This window comes from Pseudomonas sp. P867, assembly GCF_019891455.1.
Lineage (GTDB): Bacteria > Pseudomonadota > Gammaproteobacteria > Pseudomonadales > Pseudomonadaceae > Aquipseudomonas > Aquipseudomonas synxantha_A.
Genome location: NZ_JAFLXB010000009.1, coordinates 48736 through 73677, shown reverse-complemented (window position 1 = coordinate 73677; position 24942 = coordinate 48736). Strand labels below are relative to the sequence as shown.

At 59.8% G+C, this 24942-nt stretch carries 17 protein-coding genes; 11 read left to right on the top strand and 6 right to left on the bottom strand.

Annotated elements, in window-relative coordinates; all coding sequences use genetic code 11:
- Positions 1 to 42: 42 nt before the first annotated feature.
- Positions 43 to 1314 carry a Zn-dependent hydrolase gene (locus tag J1G33_RS17455; RefSeq protein ID WP_223018464.1) on the bottom strand — a complete coding sequence of 424 codons (1272 nt, stop codon included), beginning with the start codon at positions 1312 to 1314 and terminating at the stop codon, positions 43 to 45.
- Between the two features lie 151 nt (positions 1315 to 1465).
- Positions 1466 to 2953: an NCS1 family nucleobase:cation symporter-1 gene (locus J1G33_RS17450; protein WP_005789314.1), complete on the bottom strand. Its 1488-nt coding sequence runs from the start codon at positions 2951 to 2953 to the stop codon at positions 1466 to 1468.
- Between the two features lie 594 nt (positions 2954 to 3547).
- On the opposite strand from J1G33_RS17450, the gene hydA reads away from it, so the two are divergent.
- The 3 genes from hydA (at position 3548) to preA (ending at position 7787) form a co-directional block, all read left to right on the top strand.
- Positions 3548 to 4987, top strand: coding sequence for a dihydropyrimidinase (gene hydA, locus J1G33_RS17445; RefSeq protein WP_005789316.1), 1440 nt, complete (start codon positions 3548 to 3550; stop codon positions 4985 to 4987).
- Between the two features lie 158 nt (positions 4988 to 5145).
- Positions 5146 to 6513, top strand: a complete 1368-nt coding sequence (locus J1G33_RS17440; protein ID WP_223018463.1) for an NAD(P)-dependent oxidoreductase — start codon at positions 5146 to 5148, stop codon at positions 6511 to 6513.
- Complete coding sequence (gene preA, locus J1G33_RS17435; RefSeq protein WP_032880504.1) at positions 6513 to 7787, top strand: NAD-dependent dihydropyrimidine dehydrogenase subunit PreA; 1275 nt, start codon at positions 6513 to 6515, stop codon at positions 7785 to 7787. Before J1G33_RS17440 ends, preA begins: the two co-directional genes overlap by 1 nt.
- 603 nt (positions 7788 to 8390) lie before the next feature.
- On the opposite strand, the gene J1G33_RS17430 is transcribed toward preA, so the two are convergent.
- A complete protein-coding gene (locus tag J1G33_RS17430) occupies positions 8391 to 9011 on the bottom strand; it encodes a TetR/AcrR family transcriptional regulator (protein ID WP_223018462.1) in 621 nt (206 codons plus the stop codon).
- 116 nt (positions 9012 to 9127) lie between these two features.
- Here J1G33_RS17430 and copC point away from each other — a divergent pair, with 116 nt between their 5' ends.
- From copC to J1G33_RS17390, 8 genes are all read left to right on the top strand, one after another.
- Positions 9128 to 9493 (top strand): copper homeostasis periplasmic binding protein CopC, encoded by a 366-nt coding sequence (gene copC / locus J1G33_RS17425; RefSeq protein WP_032880503.1) that lies wholly within the window; start codon positions 9128 to 9130, stop codon positions 9491 to 9493.
- Positions 9494 to 9496: 3 nt separating this feature from the next.
- A complete protein-coding gene (copD, locus tag J1G33_RS17420) occupies positions 9497 to 10354 on the top strand; it encodes a copper homeostasis membrane protein CopD (RefSeq protein ID WP_148853552.1) in 858 nt (285 codons plus the stop codon).
- Between the two features lie 261 nt (positions 10355 to 10615).
- Complete coding sequence (locus tag J1G33_RS17415) at positions 10616 to 11878, top strand: OprD family porin (protein WP_032880499.1); 1263 nt, start codon at positions 10616 to 10618, stop codon at positions 11876 to 11878.
- A gap of 170 nt (positions 11879 to 12048) precedes the next feature.
- Positions 12049 to 12867, top strand: a complete 819-nt coding sequence (locus J1G33_RS17410; protein WP_032880497.1) for an NAD(P)-dependent oxidoreductase — start codon at positions 12049 to 12051, stop codon at positions 12865 to 12867.
- 30 nt (positions 12868 to 12897) lie between these two features.
- Positions 12898 to 13773, top strand: a complete 876-nt coding sequence (locus tag J1G33_RS17405; protein ID WP_032880494.1) for an SMP-30/gluconolactonase/LRE family protein — start codon at positions 12898 to 12900, stop codon at positions 13771 to 13773.
- A gap of 51 nt (positions 13774 to 13824) precedes the next feature.
- Entirely contained in the window at positions 13825 to 14787 is a 963-nt protein-coding gene (locus J1G33_RS17400; protein ID WP_223018461.1) for a TRAP transporter substrate-binding protein, read from the top strand.
- A 63-nt stretch (positions 14788 to 14850) separates the two neighbouring features.
- On the top strand, positions 14851 to 15378 hold the full coding sequence (locus tag J1G33_RS17395) for a TRAP transporter small permease (RefSeq protein ID WP_005789330.1): 528 nt from the start codon (positions 14851 to 14853) through the stop codon (positions 15376 to 15378).
- Between the two features lies 1 nt (position 15379).
- Positions 15380 to 16660: a TRAP transporter large permease gene (locus J1G33_RS17390; protein WP_104503510.1), complete on the top strand. Its 1281-nt coding sequence runs from the start codon at positions 15380 to 15382 to the stop codon at positions 16658 to 16660.
- A gap of 572 nt (positions 16661 to 17232) precedes the next feature.
- On the opposite strand, the gene J1G33_RS17385 is transcribed toward J1G33_RS17390, so the two are convergent.
- From J1G33_RS17385 to J1G33_RS17375, 3 genes are all read right to left on the bottom strand, one after another.
- Positions 17233 to 18378 carry an HlyD family secretion protein gene (locus tag J1G33_RS17385; RefSeq protein WP_005789334.1) on the bottom strand — a complete coding sequence of 382 codons (1146 nt, stop codon included), beginning with the start codon at positions 18376 to 18378 and terminating at the stop codon, positions 17233 to 17235.
- A complete protein-coding gene (locus J1G33_RS17380) occupies positions 18375 to 20018 on the bottom strand; it encodes an MFS transporter (RefSeq protein ID WP_032880488.1) in 1644 nt (547 codons plus the stop codon). Before J1G33_RS17380 ends, J1G33_RS17385 begins: the two co-directional genes overlap by 4 nt.
- 161 nt (positions 20019 to 20179) lie before the next feature.
- Positions 20180 to 24919 (bottom strand): SET domain-containing protein-lysine N-methyltransferase, encoded by a 4740-nt coding sequence (locus J1G33_RS17375; RefSeq protein WP_262416857.1) that lies wholly within the window; start codon positions 24917 to 24919, stop codon positions 20180 to 20182.
- Positions 24920 to 24942 lie beyond the last annotated feature (23 nt).

The following is a 24942-nucleotide window of genomic DNA, read 5'->3' as shown; positions in this document are numbered from 1 at the left end:
GACTGACACACCGTCATCGGGAGCAAGCCCCCTCCCACATTTTCAACCGCTGGCGATAGCTGCTGAAGCTGCCACCATGGCGCGCAACAACACCGCACACCCCGCCGCCAGATCATCCGGCGCGGCATTTTCGATTTCGTTATGGCTGATGCCACCTTCACACGGCACGAAGATCATCCCCGCCGGGCCAAGCTCGGCGACGAAGATTGCGTCGTGCCCTGCCCCGCTGACAATGTCCATATTCGACAGGCCCAACCCATTGGCCGCATCGCGCACGGCGTCGACGCAGCCTTTGTCGAAGTACAGCGGCGGGAAGTCGGCGGTGGGTTCCATCTCGTAACTCAGCCCATGTTTGGCACAAGTGTCCTCAATCACCTGGCGCACCTGGGCAATCATCGAGTCCAGCCGTGCTGGCTCTAAATGACGAAAATCCAGGGTCATGCGTACCTCCCCCGGAATCACGTTGCGCGACCCTGGATACGCTTGCAGGCAACCCACCGTGCCACAGGCGTGCGGCTGATGCTCCAGCGCCGCCGCATTCACCGCCGCCACCACCACCGCCGCGCCCACCAGGGCATCCTTGCGCAGGTGCATCGGGGTCGGGCCGGCGTGGGCTTCGACACCGCGCAGTTTGAGGTCGAACCATTTTTGCCCAAGGGCGCCGAGTACCACGCCGATGGTTTTCTTTTCATCCTCAAGAATCGGCCCTTGCTCGATGTGCGCCTCGAAATAGGCGCCAACCTTATGCCCACTCTCGGGGCGCGTCCCGGCATAGCCGATGGCATTCAACGCATCGCCGACGCTGACGCCGTCCGCATCGACCTTGGCCAGGGTATCGGCCAGGCTGAACTTTTCGGCGAACACGCCGGAGCCCATCATGCACGGTGGAAACCGCGAGCCTTCCTCGTTGGTCCACACCACCACTTCCAACGGCGCCTCGGTTTCAATCTTGAGATCGTTAAGGGTGCGCAACACTTCCACCCCCGCCAGTACACCGAAGCAACCGTCGAACTTGCCGCCGGTTGGCTGGGTATCGATATGGCTGCCGGTCATCACCGGCGGCAGGTCCGCGTTGCGCCCTGGACGGCGGGCGAAGATATTGCCGATACCGTCGATGCTCACGGTACAGCCGGCCTCTTCGCACCACTGCACGAAGAGATCGCGGGCCTTGCGGTCAAGGTCGGTAAGGGCCAGGCGACACACCCCGCCCTTGGGGGTGGCGCCGAGCCTGGCCAGGTCCATCAGCGACTGCCACAGGCGGTCGCGGTTGATGTGCTGATGGGTCGATTGCAGAACGTCGAGGGCAGCGTTCATGGGGATCTCCTCAGGCTGTATTTCTTATGATTGGAACAGGTGGCACGCGGTCCAATGTGGGAGGGGGCTTGCTCCCGATAGCAGTGGCCGACTCGATATATGCGTGACTGATACATCGCCATCGGGGGCAAGCCCCCCACATTGACCGCGTTCACAAGGATGATTTGGCTACGGCCGGGTTGATACCGCGCTTGGCATTGAGCCCGTAATACAACACCCCGCCCAACGCCGAACCGGTAAACCAGCCATAGCTGTAAAACCAACTGAACGCATCGCTGCCCAGCGACAACAGGGTCAGCACCACCGGCACGCCAAAGGCGATGAAACCACTCCAGTTCCACGCCGGGTACACGTCATCACGGTAAAGTCCTGCCAGGTCCAGTTGCTGTTTGCGGGTGATGAAGTAGTCCACCACCATGATCCCGGCAATCGGGCCCAGCAGGCTCGAATAGCCGAGCAACCAATTGGAGTAAACGGTCTCCAGGCTGACATCGGAAACGATCAACCCAAGCTTTTTCAGCAGCTCATGGGCCATCAGCGCCAGCCCTACCAGCCCGGTCAGGATCACCGCGGTGGTGCGGTTGATCAGCTTGGGCGCGATGTTCTGGAAGTCGTTGGTGGGCGAAACGATGTTCGCCGCCGTGTTGGTGGACAAGGTGGCGACGATGATCAGCGCCATCGCCACTGCCACCCACACCGGGCTCTGGATATGGCCGATCAGGGTCACCGGGTCGGAGACGCTGACGCCCACCAGTTTCACCGAGGCGGCGGTCATGATCACGCCGAGGGCGGCGAACAGGAACATGGTCAGCGGCAGGCCGAAGATCTGCCCGAGGATCTGGTCTTTCTGGCTCTTGGCGTAGCGGCTGAAGTCGGGAATGTTCAGCGACAAGGTGGCCCAGAAGCCTACCATCGCGGTCAGACCCGCCATGAAATAGCCGGTGAGGCTTGCGCCTTCAGGGCGCTTGGGTGGGATCGCCATCAGCTCGCTGAGGGACACATTCGGCATCGCCCACACCAGCAGGCCGATACCTACCGCCACCAGCAACGGCGCCGACAGGGTTTCCAGGCGCTTGATCGACTCGGCACCGCGCAACACCACCCACAGGTTCAGGCACCAGAAAATCATGAAGCCAATCACTTCACCGGTGCCACCCAGCGACTTCCAACCCTCGAAAATCGAACCGAGAAACAGGTGAATCGCCAACCCGCCAAACATCGTCTGGATCCCGAACCAGCCGCAGGCCACCAACGCGCGAATCAGGCACGGCACGTTGGAACCGAGAATGCCGAATGACGAGCGCAACAACACCGGAAACGGGATGCCGTACTTGGTGCCGGGAAATGCGTTGAGCGTCAGCGGGATCAACACCACGATATTGGCCAGCAGGATCGCTATCAGCGCCTCGCCCACCGACAAGCCGAAATACGCGGTGAGTACCCCGCCCAGGGTGTAGGTCGGCACGCAAATCGACATACCGACCCACAATGCGGTGATGTGCCATTTGTTCCAGGTGCGCTCATGCACCTTGGTGGGTGCCATGTCATGGTTGTAGCGAGGGCTGTCGAGGACGTCGGGGCCGGCGTCGAGTTCGTACAGGCCGTTGCGCTCGATGACTTGCGATCTGTTCTGTTGCATGGCCGCTCCACGGTTTTTTTTAAAGTTATTTTTGCTCACCTGCACGCTGTGTACAGGAGGCCGGAGTACCGCATAAACAACATGACATCTCGGGCCCCGACCAATTGCCTTTGCACTCAATTACCGTGCCGACAACGGCTGCTGAACCCGCACCGCTTATATAACGTGCTGATGTTTATCAGCTTTCCGAGTGAGCCTGGGTTACTTGTCGCGCTATTGGGGCCAGCCATTGCGCAAGTTGTTCGAACCGTCAGGTCTCAATCTGGTGCAACACAATTATTTTTATTTTTCAGTGCCGTCAAGAGGCATATCTCAAGCGTCTGATTTGCAATAAGAAATGTTGCTCAAAAACAGAAGCTGTCAAGTGCGTCAAAATGGTGAGCGCTCGCTACATTTTGGTGATTTTGTTATTTTTCTCTTTTAATTCAGCCACTTAATTTAATTATAAGCTTAAGAAAAATCTTCTTGCCCAATCGAAAAACTCGGGCTAGTTTCTATTCCTGTCACCGATGACAGGAATTAATCCTCCATCGACCGGCAGTATTACAACACTTAGAACTGGCATAAGCCGGTCAAGCCTGTGAGGAACTCGACATGTCGCTGTTGATCCGTGGCGCAACCGTTATTACCCATGATGAAAGTTACCGCGCCGATGTGTTATGCGCAGGCGGTCTAATTCGGGCCATTGGCACCGATCTGGATATTCCCGCCGGCACTGAAATACTCGATGGCAGCGGCCAATACTTGATGCCGGGCGGCATCGATCCCCACACCCATATGCAACTGCCCTTCATGGGCACCGTGGCCAGCGAAGACTTTTTCAGTGGTACGGCCGCAGGCTTGGCCGGTGGTACCACGTCGATCATCGACTTTGTGATTCCCAACCCGCAGCAATCGTTGATGGAAGCCTTCCACCAGTGGCGCGGCTGGGCAGAAAAGTCCGCATCCGACTATGGCTTCCATGTAGCGATCACCTGGTGGAGCGAGCAGGTACGCGAGGAAATGGCCGAACTGGTCAGCCATCACGGCATCAACAGCTTCAAGCATTTCATGGCTTACAAGAACGCAATCATGGCCGCCGACGATACCTTGGTAGCCAGCTTCGAACGCTGCCTGGAGCTGGGCGCGGTGCCTACCGTTCATGCGGAAAACGGCGAGCTGGTGTATCACCTGCAACGCAAGCTGATGGCCCAGGGCATCACCGGACCGGAAGCCCATCCGCTGTCGCGCCCGTCCCAGGTGGAAGGCGAAGCGGCCAGCCGCGCAATACGAATTGCCGAGACCATCGGCACGCCGCTGTACCTGGTACATGTGTCGACCAAAGAGGCGCTGGATGAAATCACCTACGCTCGGGGCAAGGGCCAGGCGGTGTACGGTGAAGTACTCGCCGGCCACTTGCTGCTGGACGACAGCGTCTACCAGCACCCGGATTGGCAGACCGCCGCCGGCTATGTCATGAGCCCACCGTTCCGTCCGCGCGGGCATCAGGAGGCCCTGTGGCACGGCCTGCAATCGGGCAACCTGCACACCACCGCGACTGACCACTGCTGCTTCTGCGCCGAGCAAAAAGCCGCCGGGCGTGACGACTTCAGCAAGATCCCCAACGGCACCGCCGGTATCGAAGACCGCATGGCGCTGCTGTGGCACGAAGGCGTCAACACGGGGCGCCTGTCGATGCAGGCGTTCGTCGCGCTGACCTCCACCAACACGGCGAAAATCTTCAACCTCTACCCCCGTAAAGGCGCGATTCGCGTCGGGGCGGATGCCGACCTGGTGCTCTGGGACCCTGAAGGCACGCGAACCATTTCGGCCAAGACCCACCACCAGCAGGTCGACTTCAACATCTTCGAAGGCAAGACCGTGCGCGGCGTGCCGAGCCACACCATCAGCCAGGGCAAGCTGGTCTGGGCCGATGGCGACCTGCGCGCAGAACGGGGTGCCGGGCGCTATGTGGAGCGGCCGGCGTATCCGTCGGTGTTCGAGCAGTTGAGCAAGCGGGCAGCGCTTTCCAAACCAGTGGCTGTGAACCGCTGAACCCGCTATCGGGAGCAAGCCCCCTCCCACAGTGGAACGCATTCCAATGTGGGAGGGGCGGTGCGACGATTCGACTTGCTCCCGATCAGGCCCGAACAATCAACACAAAAACCAATGCCCATCAGAGGCAGCACCTCAATAACCGTGAGGCCAATACCGTGATCCAGACCCTGACCCACCTTCCCCACCCCCGCGATGACGCGGCCACCCTCGCCAGCCAGTTCAGCGACCTGGCACCGCCGCTCAACGCCCGGCAAGCGCATCTGGAAGCCTCGCGCTGCCTGTACTGTTACGACGCACCGTGCGTGAACGCATGCCCCAGCGAGATCGACATCCCGTCGTTCATCCGCAATATCCACACCGAGAACGTGCAAGGCGCTGCGCAGAAAATCCTCTCGGCCAACATCCTCGGCGGCAGTTGCGCTCGGGTTTGCCCCACGGAGATCCTGTGCCAGCAAGCCTGCGTGCGTAACAACGCCCAAGAATGCGCGCCGGTGCTGATCGGTTTGTTACAACGCTACGCCATCGACAACGCGCACTTCAGCGAACACCCGTTCCAGCGCGCCGCGCCCACCGGTAAGCGCATCGCCGTGGTCGGCGCCGGGCCGGCGGGGTTGGCCTGCGCCCACCGCGCCGCGTTGCACGGCCATGACGTGGTGGTTTTCGAAACGCAGGAGAAAGCCGGCGGCCTGAATGAATACGGGATCGCCAAGTACAAGCTGGTGGATGATTTTGCTCAGAAAGAACTGGATTTCCTTCTGCAAGTAGGCGGCATCGAAATCCGCCATGGCCAGCGCCTGGGCGACAATCTGACCTTGAGCGAACTGCATCAGCAATTCGATTCGGTGTTCCTCGGCCTCGGCCTGGCGGCCAGCAAACAGCTCGGCTTGGCCCACGAAGACGCCCCCGGCCTGCTCGCCGCCACCGACTACATCCGCGAGCTGCGCCAGGCCGATGACCTCACCCAACTGCCCCTGGCCGATCGCTGCATCGTGCTCGGCGCGGGCAATACCGCCATCGACATGGCCGTGCAAATGGCCCGCCTCGGTGCCCGCGAGGTAAACCTTGTATACCGCCGTGGCCTGGCGGACATGGGCGCGACCCAACACGAACAAGACATTGCCAAGGCCAATCAAGTGCGGCTGCTGACCTGGGCCCAACCCGACGAAGTGTTGCTCGACGACCAGGGCCGCGTACGCGGTATGCGCCTGGCCCGCACCCACCTGGAAAATGGTCGCTTGCTACCGACGGGGGAAACCTTCGAACTGGCCGCCGATGCGATCTTCAAGGCCATCGGCCAAGGCTTTGACAACGACGCACTGCACGACCCGCTGGCCCAGCAACTGCACCGCGTGGGCGAGCGCATCTTTGTCGATGAACAGCTGCGTACCAGTATCCCCGGCGTGTATGCCGGCGGCGATTGCGTCAGCCTTGGCCAGGACCTTACCGTGCAGGCCGTGCAACACGGCAAGCTGGCCGCCGAGGCCATGCACGCCCAACTCATGCTGAATGTGGAGGCTGCGTAATGGCCGATCTCTCGATTGTATTCGCCGGTATCAAAGCCCCCAATCCGTTCTGGCTGGCCTCCGCGCCGCCCACCGACAAAGCCTACAACGTGGTCCGTGCGTTCGAAGCCGGCTGGGGTGGCGTGGTGTGGAAAACCCTGGGCGAAGACCCGGCGGCGGTGAACGTGTCGTCACGCTACTCGGCGCATTTCGGGGCGAATCGTGAAGTGCTGGGCATCAACAATATCGAACTGATCACCGACCGCTCACTGGAGATCAACCTGCGGGAAATCACCCAGGTGAAAAAGGACTGGCCTGACCGTGCACTGATCGTATCGCTGATGGTGCCATGTGTTGAGGAGTCCTGGAAAAACATCCTGCCTCTGGTGGAGGCGACCGGCTGCGACGGCATCGAGTTGAATTTCGGCTGCCCCCACGGGATGCCCGAACGTGGCATGGGCGCAGCGGTCGGCCAGGTGCCGGAGTATGTGGAACAGGTGACACGCTGGTGCAAGACATATTGCTCGCTGCCGGTGATCGTCAAGCTCACGCCCAACATCACCGACATCCGCGTGGCGGCGCGGGCAGCGTATCGCGGCGGCGCGGACGCGGTGTCGTTGATCAACACCATCAATTCCATCACCAGCGTGGATCTGGAGCGCATGGTCGCCCTGCCGGTGGTCGGCACCCAGAGTACCCACGGCGGTTACTGCGGTTCGGCGGTCAAGCCGATCGCCCTGAACATGGTCGCCGAAATCGCTCGTGACCCGCAGACCCAGGGCTTGCCGATCTGCGGCATCGGCGGTATCGGCAACTGGCGCGATGCAGCGGAATTCGTCGCCCTGGGCTGTGGCGCAGTGCAGGTGTGCACGGCGGCGATGCTGCATGGCTTCAGGATTGTGGACGAGATGAAGGACGGCCTGTCGCGGTGGATGGACAGCCAGGGTTACACCAGCCTGCAGGACTTTTCCGGGCGGGCCGTGGGTAACACCACGGATTGGAAGTACCTGGATATCAACTACCAGGTGATCGCCAGGATCGACCAGGCGGCCTGTATCGGTTGTGGGCGTTGCCACATTGCCTGTGAGGACACTTCACACCAGGCGATCGCCAGTTTGAAACAGGCGGACGGCACGCATAAGTATGAAGTGATTGATGATGAGTGCGTGGGCTGCAACCTGTGCCAGATCACCTGCCCGGTGGCGGACTGCATCGAGATGGTGCCGATGGACACCGGCAAGCCATTTTTGAATTGGACGCAGGATCCGCGTAATCCGTATCGGGAAGCTGTGTAGCCTTTAGACCGCTATCGCAGGCAAGCCAGCTCCCACAGTTGACCGCATTTTGTCTGAAGGAATGCAGTCGAATGTGGGAGCTGGCTTGCCTGCGATGGGCATGGGTATCTACACAACTTCTGGTATGGCGCTGTCCCTGTGGGAGGGGCGGTGCGACGATTCGACTTGCTCCCGATGGCGGCCTTAGGGCCGACCAGGATGCCGGATCAAACCGAGTACATATCCGTTATTTAGGTAACGGCCACTATTGGTTCCGCTCTTACAGCGGGTCACTTTTGAAAAAAGCGCAAAAGTAACCAAAACGCTCTTGCCCCACCACTCGGCACCTCGCCCAGGCTCGGTGTGCCCGTAATCCGCCATGGATTTGGGGGGCCGCCGCCCCGCGCCATCCATGGCGCGGGGCAGCTAAACCGGCATCCCTGCCGGTTTACCCCCCAAATCCCTGTCGAATTCCGGCCAGCGTGGTTTAACGGGGCGCCTAAGATCAAAAGCAGATCAAGAGCAGATCAAGAGCGCCTCGCTTCGCATCGTGGTTACTGGTGACTGCTACGAAGTTGTGTAGATACCCATGCTGCGATGGGCCCCTCAGCCTCACCACAGGGCTCAAGGCTCCAACCCGATCCCCCGCAAGATCACACTGGTCACCGTCTGAATCGCCTTTTCGAACTGCATATCCGACAACGGCTGGTGATCATTCAAAATCTTCACCTGGTGATCAAAGTCGGCATAGTGCTGGGTCGAGGCCCAGATCATGTAGAGCAGGCTCGACGGTTCCACCGGCAGGATGCGTTTGTCTTGCACCCACTGGCGAATCTTCGCTTCCTTCATCTTGGCCCAGTCGTACAGGCTTTCATCCAGGGCCTCACCGAGCGTGGGCGCGCCGTGGATGATTTCATTGGCCCAGACCTTGGAGCCATACGGCCGCGTACGCGAGCGCATCATCTTGGCGCGGATGTAGCTGCTGAGCACCACCCGCGGATCATCGAAGGTTTCGAAGCTCAGGGCATCCTGCTTCCACAGCTCCAGCAGGTCGAACAGCACCGCGCTGTACAGCTCGCTCTTGGTGGTGAAGTAATAATGCAGGTTGGAACGCGGCAGTTGCACCTCTTCGGCGATGTCGGCCATGGCGGTGCTGCCGTAGCCTTTTTCAGCGAAGACTTTTTCCGCCGCCAGCAGGATTTTCTCGACGTTGACCCGACGGATTCCGATCTTGTGATTGCCCATAAGGGCTCCCTGACAACAACACGGGTTAAAGACTACCACCAGCTCTAGATCGGGGCGACAGGCCAAGCCGAAACTTCGTACACTGCCCGCTCCTACCCATTGATTGGTATTGAACAATGTTGATCAAGAAAGCCCTGACCACCCTCGCCCTGCTCACCTCCCTGCTGGGCGCCTCGGCGGCATTTGCCCATGCCCACCTCAAGAGCGCAGAACCTGCGGCCAACAGCAGCGTCGCCGCGCCGAAAGACCTGCGCCTGACCTTCACCGAAGGCGTCGAAGCCACCTTCACCAAGGTGTCCCTGAGCAAGGACGGCACTGAAATCGCCATCAAGGGCCTGGAAACCCCGGACGCGGACAAGAAAGTCCTGGTCGTGACCCCTGCCGCCCCGCTCGCGAGCGGCAATTACAAAGTGGTGTGGAATGCAGTGTCGGTCGACACCCACAAGAGCAGCGGTAAATACAGCTTCAAGGTCGGCCAGTAACCCATGGCAACCCTGCTGGTGCTGTGCCGTTTCCTGCATTTTATCGTCGTGCTGCTGATGTTCGGGGCTTGCGTACTCCGGCCCTGGCTGCTCGGCGCCCAGGTACAGCCGACTCTGGACCGGCAACTGCTATGCATCACCCGTGGCCTGGCCTGGCTGGGGCTTGGCTCCGGCGTGGCGTGGCTACTGCTGATCACCGCCAGCATGGCCGGCAGTTGGGACGCGGCGCTGCAACCGGCCACCGTGCAATTGGTGCTGGGCAAGACCTTTTTCGGCCAGGTATGGACCTGGCATCTGCTGCTGAATGTTCTGCTGGTAATCGTGCTGATCAAACCCTGGCCAGCCTTGCGTTTGCCATTGATCACCCTGCTGCTGGCGACCCTCGCGCCGGTGGGCCATGGCGCCATGCTCGACGGGCTGAGTGGGCAATTGCTGATCCTCAACCAAGTGGTGCATCTGCTCTGCGTGGGGGCCTGGCTGGGTGGGTTGCTGGTGCTGGTGCTGATCCTCAGGCACGCGCAAGAGCACCGGCTGGAGCCGATTTTGCGGCGCTTCAGCGGCGTGGGTTACGGCCTCGTCGCCGGCTTGCTGGTAACCGGTTTGATCAATGTGCGCGTGCTCACCGGGCAACTGTGGCCCACGCCACTGTTCAATGGGTTTGCCTTGATCCTGCTGATCAAGGTGGGGTTGGTGGCGGGGATGTTGGGGTTGGCGCTGCTGAACCGGTTGCGTATCGAACGCTGCGAACAGCGCTTGGGCAGTTTGAAAGCCAGCGTGATGATGGAATGGCTGCTGGGGGTCTGCGCAGTAGCCGCCGTTTCACTGCTTGGCACCCTGCCTCCGATGGTTTTAGCGGTATAAAAAACCAGGTTTAACTCAATCAAATGTGGGAGGGGGCTTGCTCCCGATAGCGGTGTATCAGTCAGATCATCTGTGACTGACACACTGCTATCGGGAGCAAGCCCCCTCCCACATTGACCCTGCCCGCTTTAGATCAGGTCATACACAGTCATCGTATAACTTCCGCTTGACACACCCCGAAAACCCCGCAAATATCCCGCTCAATGTTGTACGACGACGTATAACAAATAATAAAAACAACAAAAGAAAGGGAGCCTCACTGTGAGTCAATTCGCCCGCAATTGCTCTGCACGCCTGGGCCTTATCAGCCTCGCTAGCCTGGCCGTCACCCTGCCCCTGTGCGTTCAAGCCGAAGGTTTTATCGACGACGCCAAGGCCACGCTCAACCTGCGCAACGCCTACTTCAACCGCAACTTCACCAACCCCGGCAACCCTCAGGGCAAGGCCGAAGAGTGGACGCAAAACTTCATTCTCGACGCCAAATCCGGCTTTACCCAAGGCACTGTCGGGTTCGGGATTGATGTATTGGGCCTGTATTCGCAAAAGCTCGATGGCGGCAAAGGCACTGCCGGTACTCAACTGCTGCCGGTGCATGACGATGGCCGCCCTGCCGACAATTTCGGACGCCTTGGGGTCGCGCTGAAAACCAGGCTGTCCAAGACCGAGCTCAAACTTGGCGAGTGGATGCCAGTGCTGCCGATCCTGCGTTCCGATGATGGCCGCTCTCTGCCCCAGACCTTTCGCGGCGGCCAGGTCACGTCCAATGAGATCGCCGGTCTGACCCTCTACGGCGGCCAGTTTCGCGGCAACAGCCCACGCAACGACGCGAGCATGGAAGACATGTTCATGAACGGCAAAGCTGCGTTCACCTCGGACCGCTTCAACTTCGGCGGGGGCGAATATACCTTCAACGACAAGCGCACCCAGGTCGGCCTGTGGTACGCCGAACTCACTGATATCTACCAGCAACAGTATCTGAACCTCACCCACAGCCAGCCGGTGGGCGACTGGACCCTGGGCGCCAACCTTGGCTTCTTCAACGGCAAGGAAGACGGCAGCGCCTTGGCCGGCGACCTCGACAACAAGACCGTGTTCGCCCTGCTCTCGGCCAAATACAACGGCCACACCTTCTACGTCGGCCTGCAAAAACTCACCGGCGACAGTGTATGGATGCGCATCAACGGCACCAGCGGCGGCACGCTGGCCAACGACAGCTACAACTCCAGCTATGACAATGCCAGGGAAAAATCCTGGCAGGTGCGCCATGACTTCAACTTTGTCGTACTCGGCGTGCCAGGGCTGACCCTGATGAACCGCTATATCAGCGGCAGTAACGTACACACCGCAGCGATCACCGATGGCAAGGAATGGGGACGTGAGTCGGAACTGGCGTATACGGTGCAAAGTGGTGCACTGAAAAACCTCAATGTGAAGTGGCGCAATTCGACAATGCGGCGCGACTTCAGCAATAACGAGTTTGATGAGAACCGGATTTTCATCAGCTATCCGATTTCGTTGTTGTAAGTTCCAGGGTCGAACTCGATCTCAAAGGTGCCACACATCCATGTGGAAGCTGGCTTGCCAGCTCCCACCTTTGATCTCATGCGCCTGGAAGGACGTTGACAACACCAAGAATCCCTAACACTATTTCCATATAGTCATACGACAACCTACAACAAAAATCTGGAACGCCCATGACCACCACAACCCCTGCTCCGTTTAACCGCCTGCTGCTCACCGGCGCCGCCGGTGGCCTCGGTAAAGTTTTGCGCGAACGTATGCGCCCTTACGCCAAGGTCCTGCGCCTGTCGGATATCGCCGACATGGCTCCCGCCATCGATGCCCGCGAAGAAGTGCAAACCTGCGACCTGTCCGACAAGCAAGCCGTGCACCAATTGGTAGAAGGCGTCGACGCCATCCTGCATTTTGGTGGCGTATCGGTAGAGCGCTCGTTCGAAGAAGTGCTCGGCGCCAATATCAGCGGCATCTTCCATATCTACGAGGCCGCACGTCGCCATGGCGTAAAGCGTGTGATCTTCGCCAGCTCCAACCATGTGATCGGTTTCTATAAACAGGGTGAACAACTCGACGCCCACTCCCCACGCCGCCCGGACAGCTACTACGGCCTGTCCAAGTCCTACGGCGAAGACATGGCCAGTTTCTACTTTGACCGTTATGGCATCCAGACGGTGAGCATCCGCATCGGCTCCTCGTTCCCGCAGCCGCAGAACCGCCGGATGATGCACACGTGGCTGAGCTTCGACGACCTGACCCAACTACTCGAACGCGCGCTGTACACGCCCGATGTCGGCCATACCGTGGTCTACGGCATGTCGGCCAACCTCGACACCTGGTGGGACAACCGCTACGCCGCACACCTGGGCTTTGCGCCCAAGGACAGCTCCGAAGTGTTCCGCGCCCAGGTCGAGGCCCAGCCGCCGGTCGCAGATGATGACCCGGCAAGGATTTATCAGGGCGGCGCGTTCTGCGCGGCAGGCCCGTTCGGTGACTGAGTGCACAGCAACCCAAAGGAATGAGTGGCCATGACTGCAGAATTGATTGTCGATGCCCGCAACGCCGTGGGGGAATGCCCGATATGGGTGCCTGAAGAAAACGCCCTCTATTGGGTGGACATCCCCAACGGTGGCTTGCACCGTTGGGACGCCTCTGCCGGGCACCTGCGTGCCTGGAAGGCCCCGCAGATGCTAGCCTGCATCGCCCGTACCCAAGCGGGCAACTGGGTGGCAGGCATGGAAACCGGCTTCTTTGAACTGACCCCGCACAACGACGGCAGCCTCGACACTACGCTCTTGGCTGGTGTCGAACATCCGCGCCCGGACATGCGCTTGAACGACGGCCGCTGTGATCGCCAAGGCCGCTTCTGGGCCGGCAGCATGGTGCTGAACATGGGGTTGAACGCCGCTGAGGGCACCCTTTATCGCTATGCGTCTGGCACGGCGCCCCATGCGCAGCTCGATGGTTTCATCACCCTCAACGGTCTGGCCTTCAGCCCCGATGGCCGCACAATGTATGCCTCTGATTCACACCCGCTAGTGCAGCAGATCTGGGCATTCGACTACGACATCGACACCGGTGCGCCGTCCAACCGCCGGGTGTTTGTGGACATGCATGACTTTCTCGGCAGGCCCGATGGTGCAGCTGTCGACGCGGATGGCTGCTACTGGATCTGCGCCAACGATGCCGGCCTGGTCCACCGTTTCACCCCCGACGGTCGCCTCGACCAGTCCCTCACCGTACCGGTAAAAAAACCCACCATGTGCGCCTTCGGCGGCAGTCGCCTGGACACCCTGTACGTCACCTCCATTCGTGACGATCAGCGTGACAGTTCGCTGTCCGGCGGCGTGTTTGCCCTCAACCCCGGCGTCAAGGGATTGCCCGAACCCCAGTTCATCCTCTAGCTGCATCGCTGTGCCTTGAATACAACAATAACAAGACAGGAATCACCGCCCATGGACTTCAAACGCACCTTGCTCGCTGCCACACTCGTGGCCCTCAGCAGCGCCGCCCACGCGCTGGAAATCAAGTTTGCCGATATCCACCCCGCTGGCTACCCCACCGTGGTCGCCGAAGAAAACATGGGCAAGGCCCTGACCCAGCAAAGCAAGGGCGAATTGACCTTCAAGTACTTCCCGGGCGGTGTGCTCGGCTCCGAGAAGGAAGTCGTCGAACAGGCCCAGGTCGGCGCCGTGCAAATGACCCGCGTCAGCCTTGGCATCGTCGGCCCGGTGGTGCCGGACGTGAATGTGTTCAACCTGCCGTTCGTGTTCCGCGACCAGGCGCATATGCGCAAAGTGATTGACGGCGAAATCGGCGATGAGATCCTCGCCAAGATCACCGATTCCGAGTTCGGCCTGGTCGCCCTCGCCTGGATGGACGGCGGCACGCGCAACCTCTACACCAAGAAACCAGTGCGCAAGATCGAAGACCTCAAGGGCATGAAGATTCGCGTGCAAGGCAACCCGATTTTCATCGAAGCCTTCAATGCAATGGGCGCCAACGGTATCGCCATGGACACCGGCGAGATCTTCAGCGCCTTGCAGACCGGGGTGATCGACGGCGCAGAAAACAACCCGCCGACGCTTCTGGAACACAACCACTTCCAGAACGCCAAGTACTACACCCTCACCGAACACCTGATCCTGCCCGAGCCCATCGTGATGTCGAAAATCACCTGGAACAAGCTCACCGCCGCACAGCAGGACATGGTCAAGGAAGCCGCCAAGGCCGCCCAGGCTGACGAGCGTGTGTTGTGGGATGCCAAGTCGGCCAGCAGTGAAGATAAACTCAAAAAGGCCGGGGTCGAGTTCATCACCGTCGACAAAAAGCCCTTCTATGACGCCACCGCGCAGGTTCGCGCGAAGTACGGTGCGCCTTACGCCGACATCATCAAGCGTATCGACGCCGTTCAGTAACGCCCTCCTCCCTGACAAGGCCCGGCGCGGTCGGTATCGACGCGCCCGGTCACGGTGAACGCCATGAAGAATCTACTGCTGCGCATCAACGACCGTATCTACATGACCTGCATCTGGGTCGCCGGCCTCTCGGTCCTGGGGGTCGCGCTGATCATTCCCTGGGGCATCTTCGCCCGCTATATTCTCGGCACCGGCTCCAGTTGGCCGGAACCCTCTGCGATCCTGCTGATGCTGGTGTTCACCTTTATCGGCGCGGCTGCCAGCTACCGCGCCGGGGCGCATATGTCGGTGGCGATGATCACTGATCGCCTGCCTGATGCTCAGCGCCGCGTTGTCGGCATCGTCTCGCAACTGTTGATGGCGACCATCTGCCTGTTCATGACCATTTGGGGCGCCAAGCTGTGCCTGTCCACCTGGAACCAGTTCATGAGCGCCATCCCTACCCTGCGTGTGGGTATCACCTATATGCCGATCCCGATTGGCGGCTTGCTGACCCTGATATTCGTGCTGGAAAAACTTCTACTGGGCGACCAGAGCCACCGGCGCGTAGTGCGTTTCGACCTGGTTGAAGAAAGCGAAGGGGCTGCCTGATATGGACGCATTGATTCTGCTGGGCAGCTTTATCGCCTTGATCCTGATCGGTATGCCGGTGGCCTACGCCCTGGGCTTGTCGGCGCTGATCGGCGCGTGGTGGATCGACATTCCGTTCCAGGCCCTGATGATCCAGGTGGCGGGCGGGGTGAACAAGTTTTCACTGATGGCGATTCCATTCTTCGTATTGGCCGGAGCGATCATGGCCGAGGGCGGCATGTCGCGGCGGCTGGTGGCGTTTGCCGGGGTGCTGGTGGGCTTTGTGCGCGGCGGGCTGTCGCTGGTCAACATCATGGCGTCGACGTTTTTCGGTGCGATCTCAGGCTCGTCGGTGGCCGATACCGCGTCGGTCGGTTCGGTGCTGATCCCGGAGATGGAACGCCGTGGCTACCCACGGGAGTTCGCCACGGCGGTGACCGTGAGTGGCTCGGTACAGGCGCTGCTGACCCCGCCCAGCCACAACTCGGTGCTCTACTCCCTGGCCGCCGGCGGCACGGTATCAATCGCCTCGCTGTTCATGGCCGGCGTGGTGCCGGGCCTTTTAATGAGCGCGTGCCTGATGGTGCTGTGCCTGATCTTCGCGAAAAAGCGCGACTACCCCAAGGGCGAAGTCATCCCCTTGAAGCAGGCCTTGAAGATCGCCGCTGATGCACTCTGGGGCCTGATGGCCATGGTGATCATTCTCGGCGGCATCTTGTCGGGCATCTTCACCGCCACCGAGTCGGCGGCCATCGCGGTGCTGTGGGCGTTTTTCGTGACCATGTTCATCTACCGCGACTACAAATGGCGCGAGCTGCCCAAGCTGATGCATCGCACGGTACGCACCATTTCCATCGTGATGATCCTCATCGCCTTCGCCGCCAGCTTCGGCTACATCATGACCCTGATGCAGATCCCGGCGAAGATCACTACGCTGTTCCTGACCCTGTCGGACAACCGCTACGTGATCCTGATGTGCATCAACGTCATGCTGCTGTTGCTCGGCACGGTGATGGACATGGCACCGCTGATCCTGATCCTTACGCCGATCCTGTTGCCGGTGATCCTTGGTATCGGCGTCGACCCGGTGCACTTTGGCATGATCATGCTGGTCAACCTCGGCATCGGCTTGATCACGCCTCCGGTGGGCGCGGTGTTGTTCGTCGGCGCGGCGGTGGGCAAGGTAAGCATCGAGAAAACCGTGAAGGCGCTGCTGCCGTTTTATGCGGTGCTGTTTCTGGTGCTGATGGCCGTGACCTACATTCCGGCACTGTCGTTGTGGTTGCCGAGCGTGGTGCTGTAAACCCAATCGTCAGAATACAGGTGAGCAAATGTGAGAGGGGGGTTGCTCAACTGACGGCCTCACAATCGACAGGCGCCTACGTGACACACCTTGGTCAAATGTGGGAGGGGGCTTGCTCCCGATGGCGGCCTCCGGGCCGACCAGGGTGGTGGGTCAGACCGAGTACATATCCGGTGTTTGGGTAACGGCCGCTATTGGTTCCGCTTTTACAGCGGGTCACTTTTGGAAAAGAGCCCCAAAAGTAACCAAAAGGGCTCTTGCCCCACCACTCGGCACCTCGCCTAGGCTCGGTGTGCCCGTAATCCGCCAGGGATTTGGGGGGTCGCCGCCACGCGCCATCCATGGCGCGGGGCGGCTAAACCGGCATCCCTGCCGGTTTACCCCCCAAATCCCTGTCGAATTCCGGCCAGCGTGGTTTAACGGGGCGCCTGAGATCAAAAGCAGATCAAGATCAAGATCAAGAGCGGCTCGCTGCGCATCGTGGTTACTGTTGGCGAATGCAAAGTTGTGTAGATACCTGTGCTAATCGGGAGCAAGCCCCCTCCCACATTTTGCTCTGCACTGTGTCAGGGTCAGGGTGGGCTGTTTTTCAGGCGCCCTGCCGTATCGATACTCACCACCACCGACAACCCAGGTCGCAACCGCTCGCTCTCGGCCTGGTCCGGGTCCACGGTAATCCTCACTGGCACGCGCTGGGCGATCTTGACGAAGTTGCCGGTGGCGTTATCCGCCTGCAACAGGCTGAACTCCGAGCCGGTTGCCGGCGAGATATGCTGCACCGTGCCATGGAATTTGCGATGGTTCAGCGCGTCAACGGTGAAGGTTACCGGCTGGCCGACCTGCACATTGTCCATCTGGGTTTCCTTCATGTTGGCGATCACCCACAGCTGCTTGGGCACCAGGGCCATCAATTGCGCGCCGGAGTTAACGTAGGCACCCAGGCGCACGCCGATCTGCCCCAACTGACCATCGCGTGGCGCGGTGATGCGGGTGTTGGACAAATCGATCCGCGCCAGCTCCACCGCCGCCTCGGCACTGGCGACTGCCGCTTCCAGGGAGCCGCGATTGACGATCACTGTTTGCAGGTCTTGCCGGGCAATTTCCAGGCTGGCCTGGGCCTGGGCTACGGCGGCAATGGTCTGGGCATTGGCGGCGCGGGTCACGTCCAGCTCGCGCTTGGACACCGAGCCATCGCTGATCAATTCTTCGTTGCGACGCAAGTCAGCGGTACTCTTGCGCGCCTGGGCCTGGCTGTCGACCAGCGCGGCCTGACGCAGCTTGATGGTCGCTTCGGCGCTGTTGCGTTGCTGCACCACATTGGCCAGCGACGCTTTCTGCACGGCCAGCTGCGCCAGGGCCTGGTCCAGGCGCTGTTTGTAGATGCGGTCATCCAGGCGTACCAGCAGGTCCCCCGCTTTTACATACTGGAAATCCTGCACCGGTACTTCGAACACATAGCCGCCAAGTTGCGGGCCGATAATCGTCACCTGCCCGCGCACCAGAGCGTTTTCGGTGGTTTCCACCGCACTGCTGAACGGCGGCAACTGCCAGGCGTACAGCACGATCAGCACACCGATGATGGCGATGGCGGCAAAACCCAGGGACGAGATGATGCGCACGCGCAAAGGCCGCAATTGGGTGGGCACGGCGCCCGGTGGCGTGCTGCCTTCCGGTGTGGCAGCGATGGCGGTTGTGGTGGTGGTTGAAGGTTCGGTCATGAAGTCGCGCCGCTGGGTTGAACAGGAGGGATTGCCTTGGTGGTGCTCATCAACCATAGGCTGCGGGTGAAGATCCACAGCATGGTCAGGATCGCAATAATCGCGATCAGCATGAACACATCGTTGTAAGCCATTACATTCGCTTCACGGGTGGCCGCCGTGGCCAGGCTGCGGATGCCCATCAGGTTGCGCAGTTCCGGGTCGGCGACGATGCCACCGTAGGCCGACCCGCCGCTCTGCACTCGCGCCGCCACACGGGGGTCGATCAAGGTCAGGTGCTCGACGATCATGCTTGAGTGATACTTCTCGCGCACGGTCTGGAAGGTGCCCAGCAACGCCGCGCCGATCAGGCCGCCGAGGTTCTGGCAAATCCCGAACATCACCGAGAAGCTCACCAGGTTGCGCGGGTTGGTCAGCACGTTTTTCGTGCCCAGCACCATGGTCGGCCCGAGGAAGAACGTGCCGCCAAAGCCTAGCAGGAACTGGCTGATGTAGAGGTTTTGCGGGCGCGTCAGGTTGCTGGAAAAACTGTCCATCACCGAACCTGTCGCCATCAGTGCCAGGGAAATCACCAATGGCATCAACAGGTGCGCCGGGTTGATCGTCAACGCGCTGACCACCAGCCCGGCAATCGCCCCGGCCAGCATCACCACATATAAGGTATGCATTTGCTGGTAGCTCATGTTCAGCATTTGCATGAACCCCACCGCACCGGTGGATTGCTCGGACAGCACCATGCGAATCAGCACTACCGCCAAGGCCAGGCGAATCATCACGCCGCTGCCCAGCCAGCGCGTCATCAGCATCGGGTTGCTGCGGTTATGCTCGATGGCCAGCCCCGCCATGATCAGTACCAGCGAGCAGGCCGAGGCCACACCGATCCACGGCGCTTCCAGCCACCAGTCGATACGCCCCAGGGACAGCACCGCACACAGTAAAGCAACGCCAGTGGCAAGGATGGCGAAGGTGAGGAAGTCGAGTTTTTCAAAGGTCTTGAAGCGGTCACCGGGCGGCAGCTTGAGCAGGAACACGCAACCCAGGCAGATCAGCGCCAGGCCCAGTTCAAACAGGTACAACCCGCGCCATTCGGCGATCTGCAGCAAGTCTTCGGAAAACAGCCGCGCCAGGGGCAGCGCCAATTGCGCGGTGCCCAGCCCCAGCACCAGAGCTTTCAAGCGCCACTTGGCCGGGAACGCCTGGATCATGTAGTACAAACCCAACGAACTCAGCGCCGCGCCGACCATGCCGTGAGCCGCCCTCACCGCAATGGCCGAGTTGAGGTCGTTGACAAACAAGTGGCCGAAAGTCACCAGCGCATACAACACCAGGAACACTTCGGTAAACGCACGCAGGCCGAACTGCTGACGAAACTTCACCAGCAGCAGGTTCATGCACACGTTGGTCATGACATACGCGGCGGGCAGCCAGGCCATTTCCGCGGTGGTCGCGCCCAGTGCGCCTTGCAGGTATTGCAGGTTGGCGATAACCAGGGCATTGCCCAGGCCACCGGTGATTGCTACCAGCACGCCCACCAGCGCAAACAGCCAGCGCCTGTGGGTGGGGTGCAGCGGCGTCGACGGCGAGCCGGGCAGGCTCGGCCGCTCGTGGGGCTGCCAGGTGTGGGGAGTGTATTTATCCATTCGGTGACCTTGGTGAGCCGACGTGCAAGGTCGGTGAAGCGCTTACTCAGGTAGTAGTAAACCTGAGCAGCGCGCATCTTTCCATGGCGAACGCACAATTGATCTTCAAACGGCCTAAAGGCGGCATCGGCTGGCCCACTGCCTGCGCCGAGCGGCTCACCTCAACGATCGGGGTCCGGCTTGATCGCTATCTCAGGCACAGGGTTATAGAACGGCCCATAGTCGAGCAGCAATTCATCACCTTTCTTGATGTCTTTGAGCGCCACATAGAACGTCAGGTTTTTCCCGACCGCCACGGAAACGACATTGTTCGACTTCCACGCTGGCCCATTGCGCAGTTGCGAGGTATTGATCAGGCTCAGAGTGTTACCCGTGTGCAGCCCACTCACCGTACGCACACCCGAACGTGTACCGAACAGGTAAGTCAGTACAGCCCGGGAGCCTTGCTTACGTTGCTCCTTGAACAACGACGCCTCGTCTGCATGGTACTTGCCGGCATACGGGCCAAGCACTTCAAATTGGGGGATATCGCGCCGCGCCCACACCGATGCGCCGCGCGCCGGCCCACCATCATCCAGCGGCGTGACCACTTCCAGGACTTCATCAAACCGGGACTGGTGCTGGCATTCGGTCCGCAGCCAGTCTTTGATCGACGCCTTGATCCGGGCTGATACGCGTGCCTTGGTTGCGCTATCCAGACCGTCAAGCACACCATTCCAGTGGGCGATACGGATGTCCTCGATAGGGCCTTCAAGTGATTGGGTCAAGCTGAGCCTGGGGTTCGTCGGGTCCTGCAGAATCGGCAGAGTATTGTCGATCTGATGACGAGGTAGTACAGGGGAAACGTCGGGTTCAACCTTGATAACGACGATGTCCGAAGACGAACCTGGGATCTGTTCGCTGTATGGCGTGTCGGTGGAAGTGTTCAGATCCGAAGATTTCGACGGCGGCGGATCCAGAGGCTCTTGCGCAGGCCGTTTTCGTGTTGCACTCGCAGCCGGTTGCTCGGGCACGGGGAGCTGCGGGATATCTTGCTCTGCCCGATTGAGGCGTTGCACGGTCGCCGCTTTTAAAGAGCCATCGGCGTTAACGTACTGATGCCAAGTGTTTGGGTTGAGCCCATGTTGGCTCAAAAACTGCGACTGCGTGACTGACCTGTTCGATTGAGCGAAGAGCGCCCGCCACTGGCGTAGATGGTCATCAGTAAGCGCGGTATAGGTGAGACCGGCCGCCCTGTTCAACAACGCTTCACCGGCCGGCCCAAGGCCACCATCTTGCCGCACACCATTTTTGAACGTACTCGGATTAAGGTGATGATGGCCGGCAAATCCGTTCATGGTCATTGCGTCACGCGCCTGCTGCGTCTTGCTTTGCCAATCACGTATATGCGTTTCGGTCAGTGTATTGAAGGGTGTATTGGCCGCGCGGTCGCGCACAATCTTGCCGGTATCACTCAACTGGCCGTCAGGCTGCACATAGTAGGCAAAGGTTTTCGGCGAGAGGTTCCTCTGTTGGGCAAAGTCTTCACGGGTAATGCTTCGCGGTTGCGCGGACGACAACGCCTCCCACTCCTGTAGATGTTCACCCGTAATGATCTGTTTGCGTGCCGAAGTCTGGAAGGTGGGGGCGAGCGCGGTGTTTTGCTCGGCCTGATTGAGACGTCGCACGGCCGCCTCTTTCAAGGAACCATCCTTTTTAACGAAGCGACTCCAACTGCCTGGGCTGAGCCTGTGTTGGCTCATGAACTGCGCTGACGTCACTACGTTGTTCGGTTGTGCCAAGAGCGTGCGCCACTGGTGTAGATGCTCATCGGTAATTACCTCATAGGCAGTACCGGCAGCCCTGCCCAATAGCTCTTCACCCTCTGGCCCCAGGCTGCCATCGACCCGCACATAATTTTTGAGCGTATGCGAATTCAGGTGATGATGAACGGCAAACCCGTCTAAGGTCATGGCGCCACGCTCATGCCGAGTCAAGCTTCGCCAACTCTGGATATGCGCTTCGGTCACCTTGTTGAACGGCGTGTTGGCGGGGCGGTTGCGCACGATCAAGCCAGTCTCGCTCAGTCGACCGTCAGCTTTCACACAGTACTCAAACGTTTTCCAGGGCAGTTGGTGCTGGCGGGCAAAACCCTTGGGGGTAAGCCTTATTTGCTCCTGGCGCGGCAATGCTTCCCACGCCTGCAAATGTTCAGCGGTGATTTGCTTTGCACCACCGGTTGCCCCCAGGCGGTGCCATTGGTCACCCTGTATATGCTGGACCAACAACTCGGTCTGCCGGTTGTTGTGATAAACCCGGGCCTGCACAACGCCGTCCTCCGTGCGCGACACCTGGCGGACTTCGTACACCGCCGCCTTACCGTGGCTGTCGATATGACGTATATGAGACAGGTGCCCATCGGCGGCCACATACACGCCCTGGCCATTACGTGAAAGGCCAGCAATACGCGACTCAGGCACGTTGAACTGACCAAACCATTCATGGCTCAGTTCGCTCACTTCTTCGAGGTGCGGAGCGCCCACCTTACCGGCGACAGCCTGGGTTGCGACCACGAACTCTTCGAGCGGGCTGCCATAGGGTCGCATCGCGTCGGCATCAAAAGCATACCAATGGCCGTTCTTGAGCACGGCGGCTCCCTCCACCGTCTGTTCGGCCACCTTCACCACGCCTGTCGCCGCTGCGTCATACTGCTTGCTGATCGCCTTCAATACGTCGTAACTGCCGGTGGCACCTCTGAGTTTATTGACGGTTTTGGACAGTACATACAAGCCGCCGCTGCCCACTAGCCTTGCCAAATCCCCCAAACCACCCACCGGATTGAGCAAGTCAATCGTGGCGACGCCAATGACTTTGGCAGCCTTTAGCACCTTTGCACCGCTGGAGAGAACAGCGCTGCCGATCTTGAGCAGTTTTCCAGCCGTGGCGGCCCCCGCAGTAACAAAGCCGAAGATGTCCAGCATGAGATCAAATGCTGCCTCACCATATTTACCATTCTGAATATTGACGATGGCCGATCTGAAGGGGATCAGGTTCAACAAAAAATCGTTCAACGGCTTGGGGCTGTAATACTCGTCGAGGGGTGTCTGCCCGCGCGCCTGTTCTTTTATAGCGGGATCATCGAGATCAAGGTGTTGGACAAAGGCGTCGGCAATCGAACGGGATCGAGCGCTGGTGAAACTATTCACAAGTGCGTCACTCAACGGGCGTTCACGACCCAGCTCATCTGCGTTATGACGGGGCGTGAACGCTTTGGTCGTAGAAACATTTTTGCCTGCCCTGGACTCCTGAACCTGCGCTGCGTACACGCTCGCCCTTTCAATCGAGCCTTTACTGAAGTCGATGACGTAGGCTTTTGTTGTGCCATGCCATTCAGTTTTGACCAACAGTCCAGGTTTATTTTGAGCCTGCGTATTATTGAAATGACCATCCATGACGTATGAGCCTTCTTGGAAAAAGCTGATTTTTCCAAACTCCAAGTTCCTCCTATCCGCAGATGGTAGCTGCGAGATCAGGTGCCTGACGGTTGTATTGATCGCAGCCTTTTTTGCTTGGATGGCGCTGGTGAACTGCTGTTCGAAAGCCTCCCGAACGCCGAACGTAGGATTATTGTTCAGCGCCTCTACGGGGATGCGGGAGTCGCTCGACTTCAGCGGCCTCGGATTCGGCAAGTCCATCTTGGCGTAGTCCAAGAGTGAGTGAGTGCCGCTTATCCCGTTTTGCCCGTGCTCCACGCGAGACGCATCTGTGCTGAGTGCTTTGACTTCAAACAGCGCGCCCAAGTCTCCAAACCGCTCCTGCAACTTGATCTGTGCGATTTCTGTTCGCGTCGGTATTGCCTTGTCCAGTATTTTTGAAGCAGACATCCGCTCATCAAGCTGTTGGTTGAACTCGGTTCTGACGGTTTCAAGTTGTGCAGCGGTGTAGGTGTCAGCGTTTCTTTTGGGGATGATTTCATTCGCAACGCCCCAATCGAGTAACGCGGCAGCCTGAGCATGCTGAGTGGCCACAGGGTCAACCCGTCGGGCGTTTTCAGCCTCGCTCATGACCTGCGCAAACGTCATGCCGGGAACTTTGCCCGGTGCCTGCGCTTCGCTCGTCATGGCGGCAATCGTCAGGTTGGCCCAGGCCTGGCTGCCGACTTTCACCGCCGGGGGAATGTCTTTGATCAGAAACTGCGGAGCCGACTTGGCCAGCAACAGGTACGCACCGACTTTTGCCAGCGCAACGCTGGTTTTGCCGGTGCGACTTAAGTGTTCGGCCAAGCCTTCCACGACTGCCGATGGGGGGTGGCCCCAATAATGGTCACTGGCGAGGTCGAACCCAGCTATTTTGTTGCGCGCCGGGGCGCTGATCGACTCATGATCCATCTGCAACGCGATGCCTGCCAGCAGGTAATCCGTCACGCTGCTCGCGCTGTCAATGCCCTGCATTCTTTGTTGCAGCGCTTTGCCCATCCGTTGTCCCTGGGGGGAACGGATCAGTGCTTCGAGCATCTTGGCAGGGTCGTCCTGCACAGACGCCGGGAGAGGCTGGCGATACCGCAAGAACTCCAGCACGCCGCCTTTGGTTTGCATCACCAGCGGCTGATCGCCCAGATGGTGTGCGTGATTCATCGTGATAAGACGCAAGCGTCGTTGTTCGTCTGCGCTCAAGGGAACCGGCCAGGACAATGCCCCGCCCAGATGCCCCAGCGAGGGGGCGGGGTTGCCGGGCAACGGCACATCCTGGTTGGGAGGCTGGGGAGTCAACGAGGTGTCGGTCACGGGCGCCGACTGATTTTCAGCAGCAGGCGGTGAAAGCGAAAAATGCGTGTGTGCCGCGCTAATGCTTGTCATAAAAAACGACCTGTCCATTGTCGAGGAAGCGTCCTGACGAAAGCGCCAGCAGGCGCTTTCGCTCATTCATGGGGTGCTAGGGGGCGGAG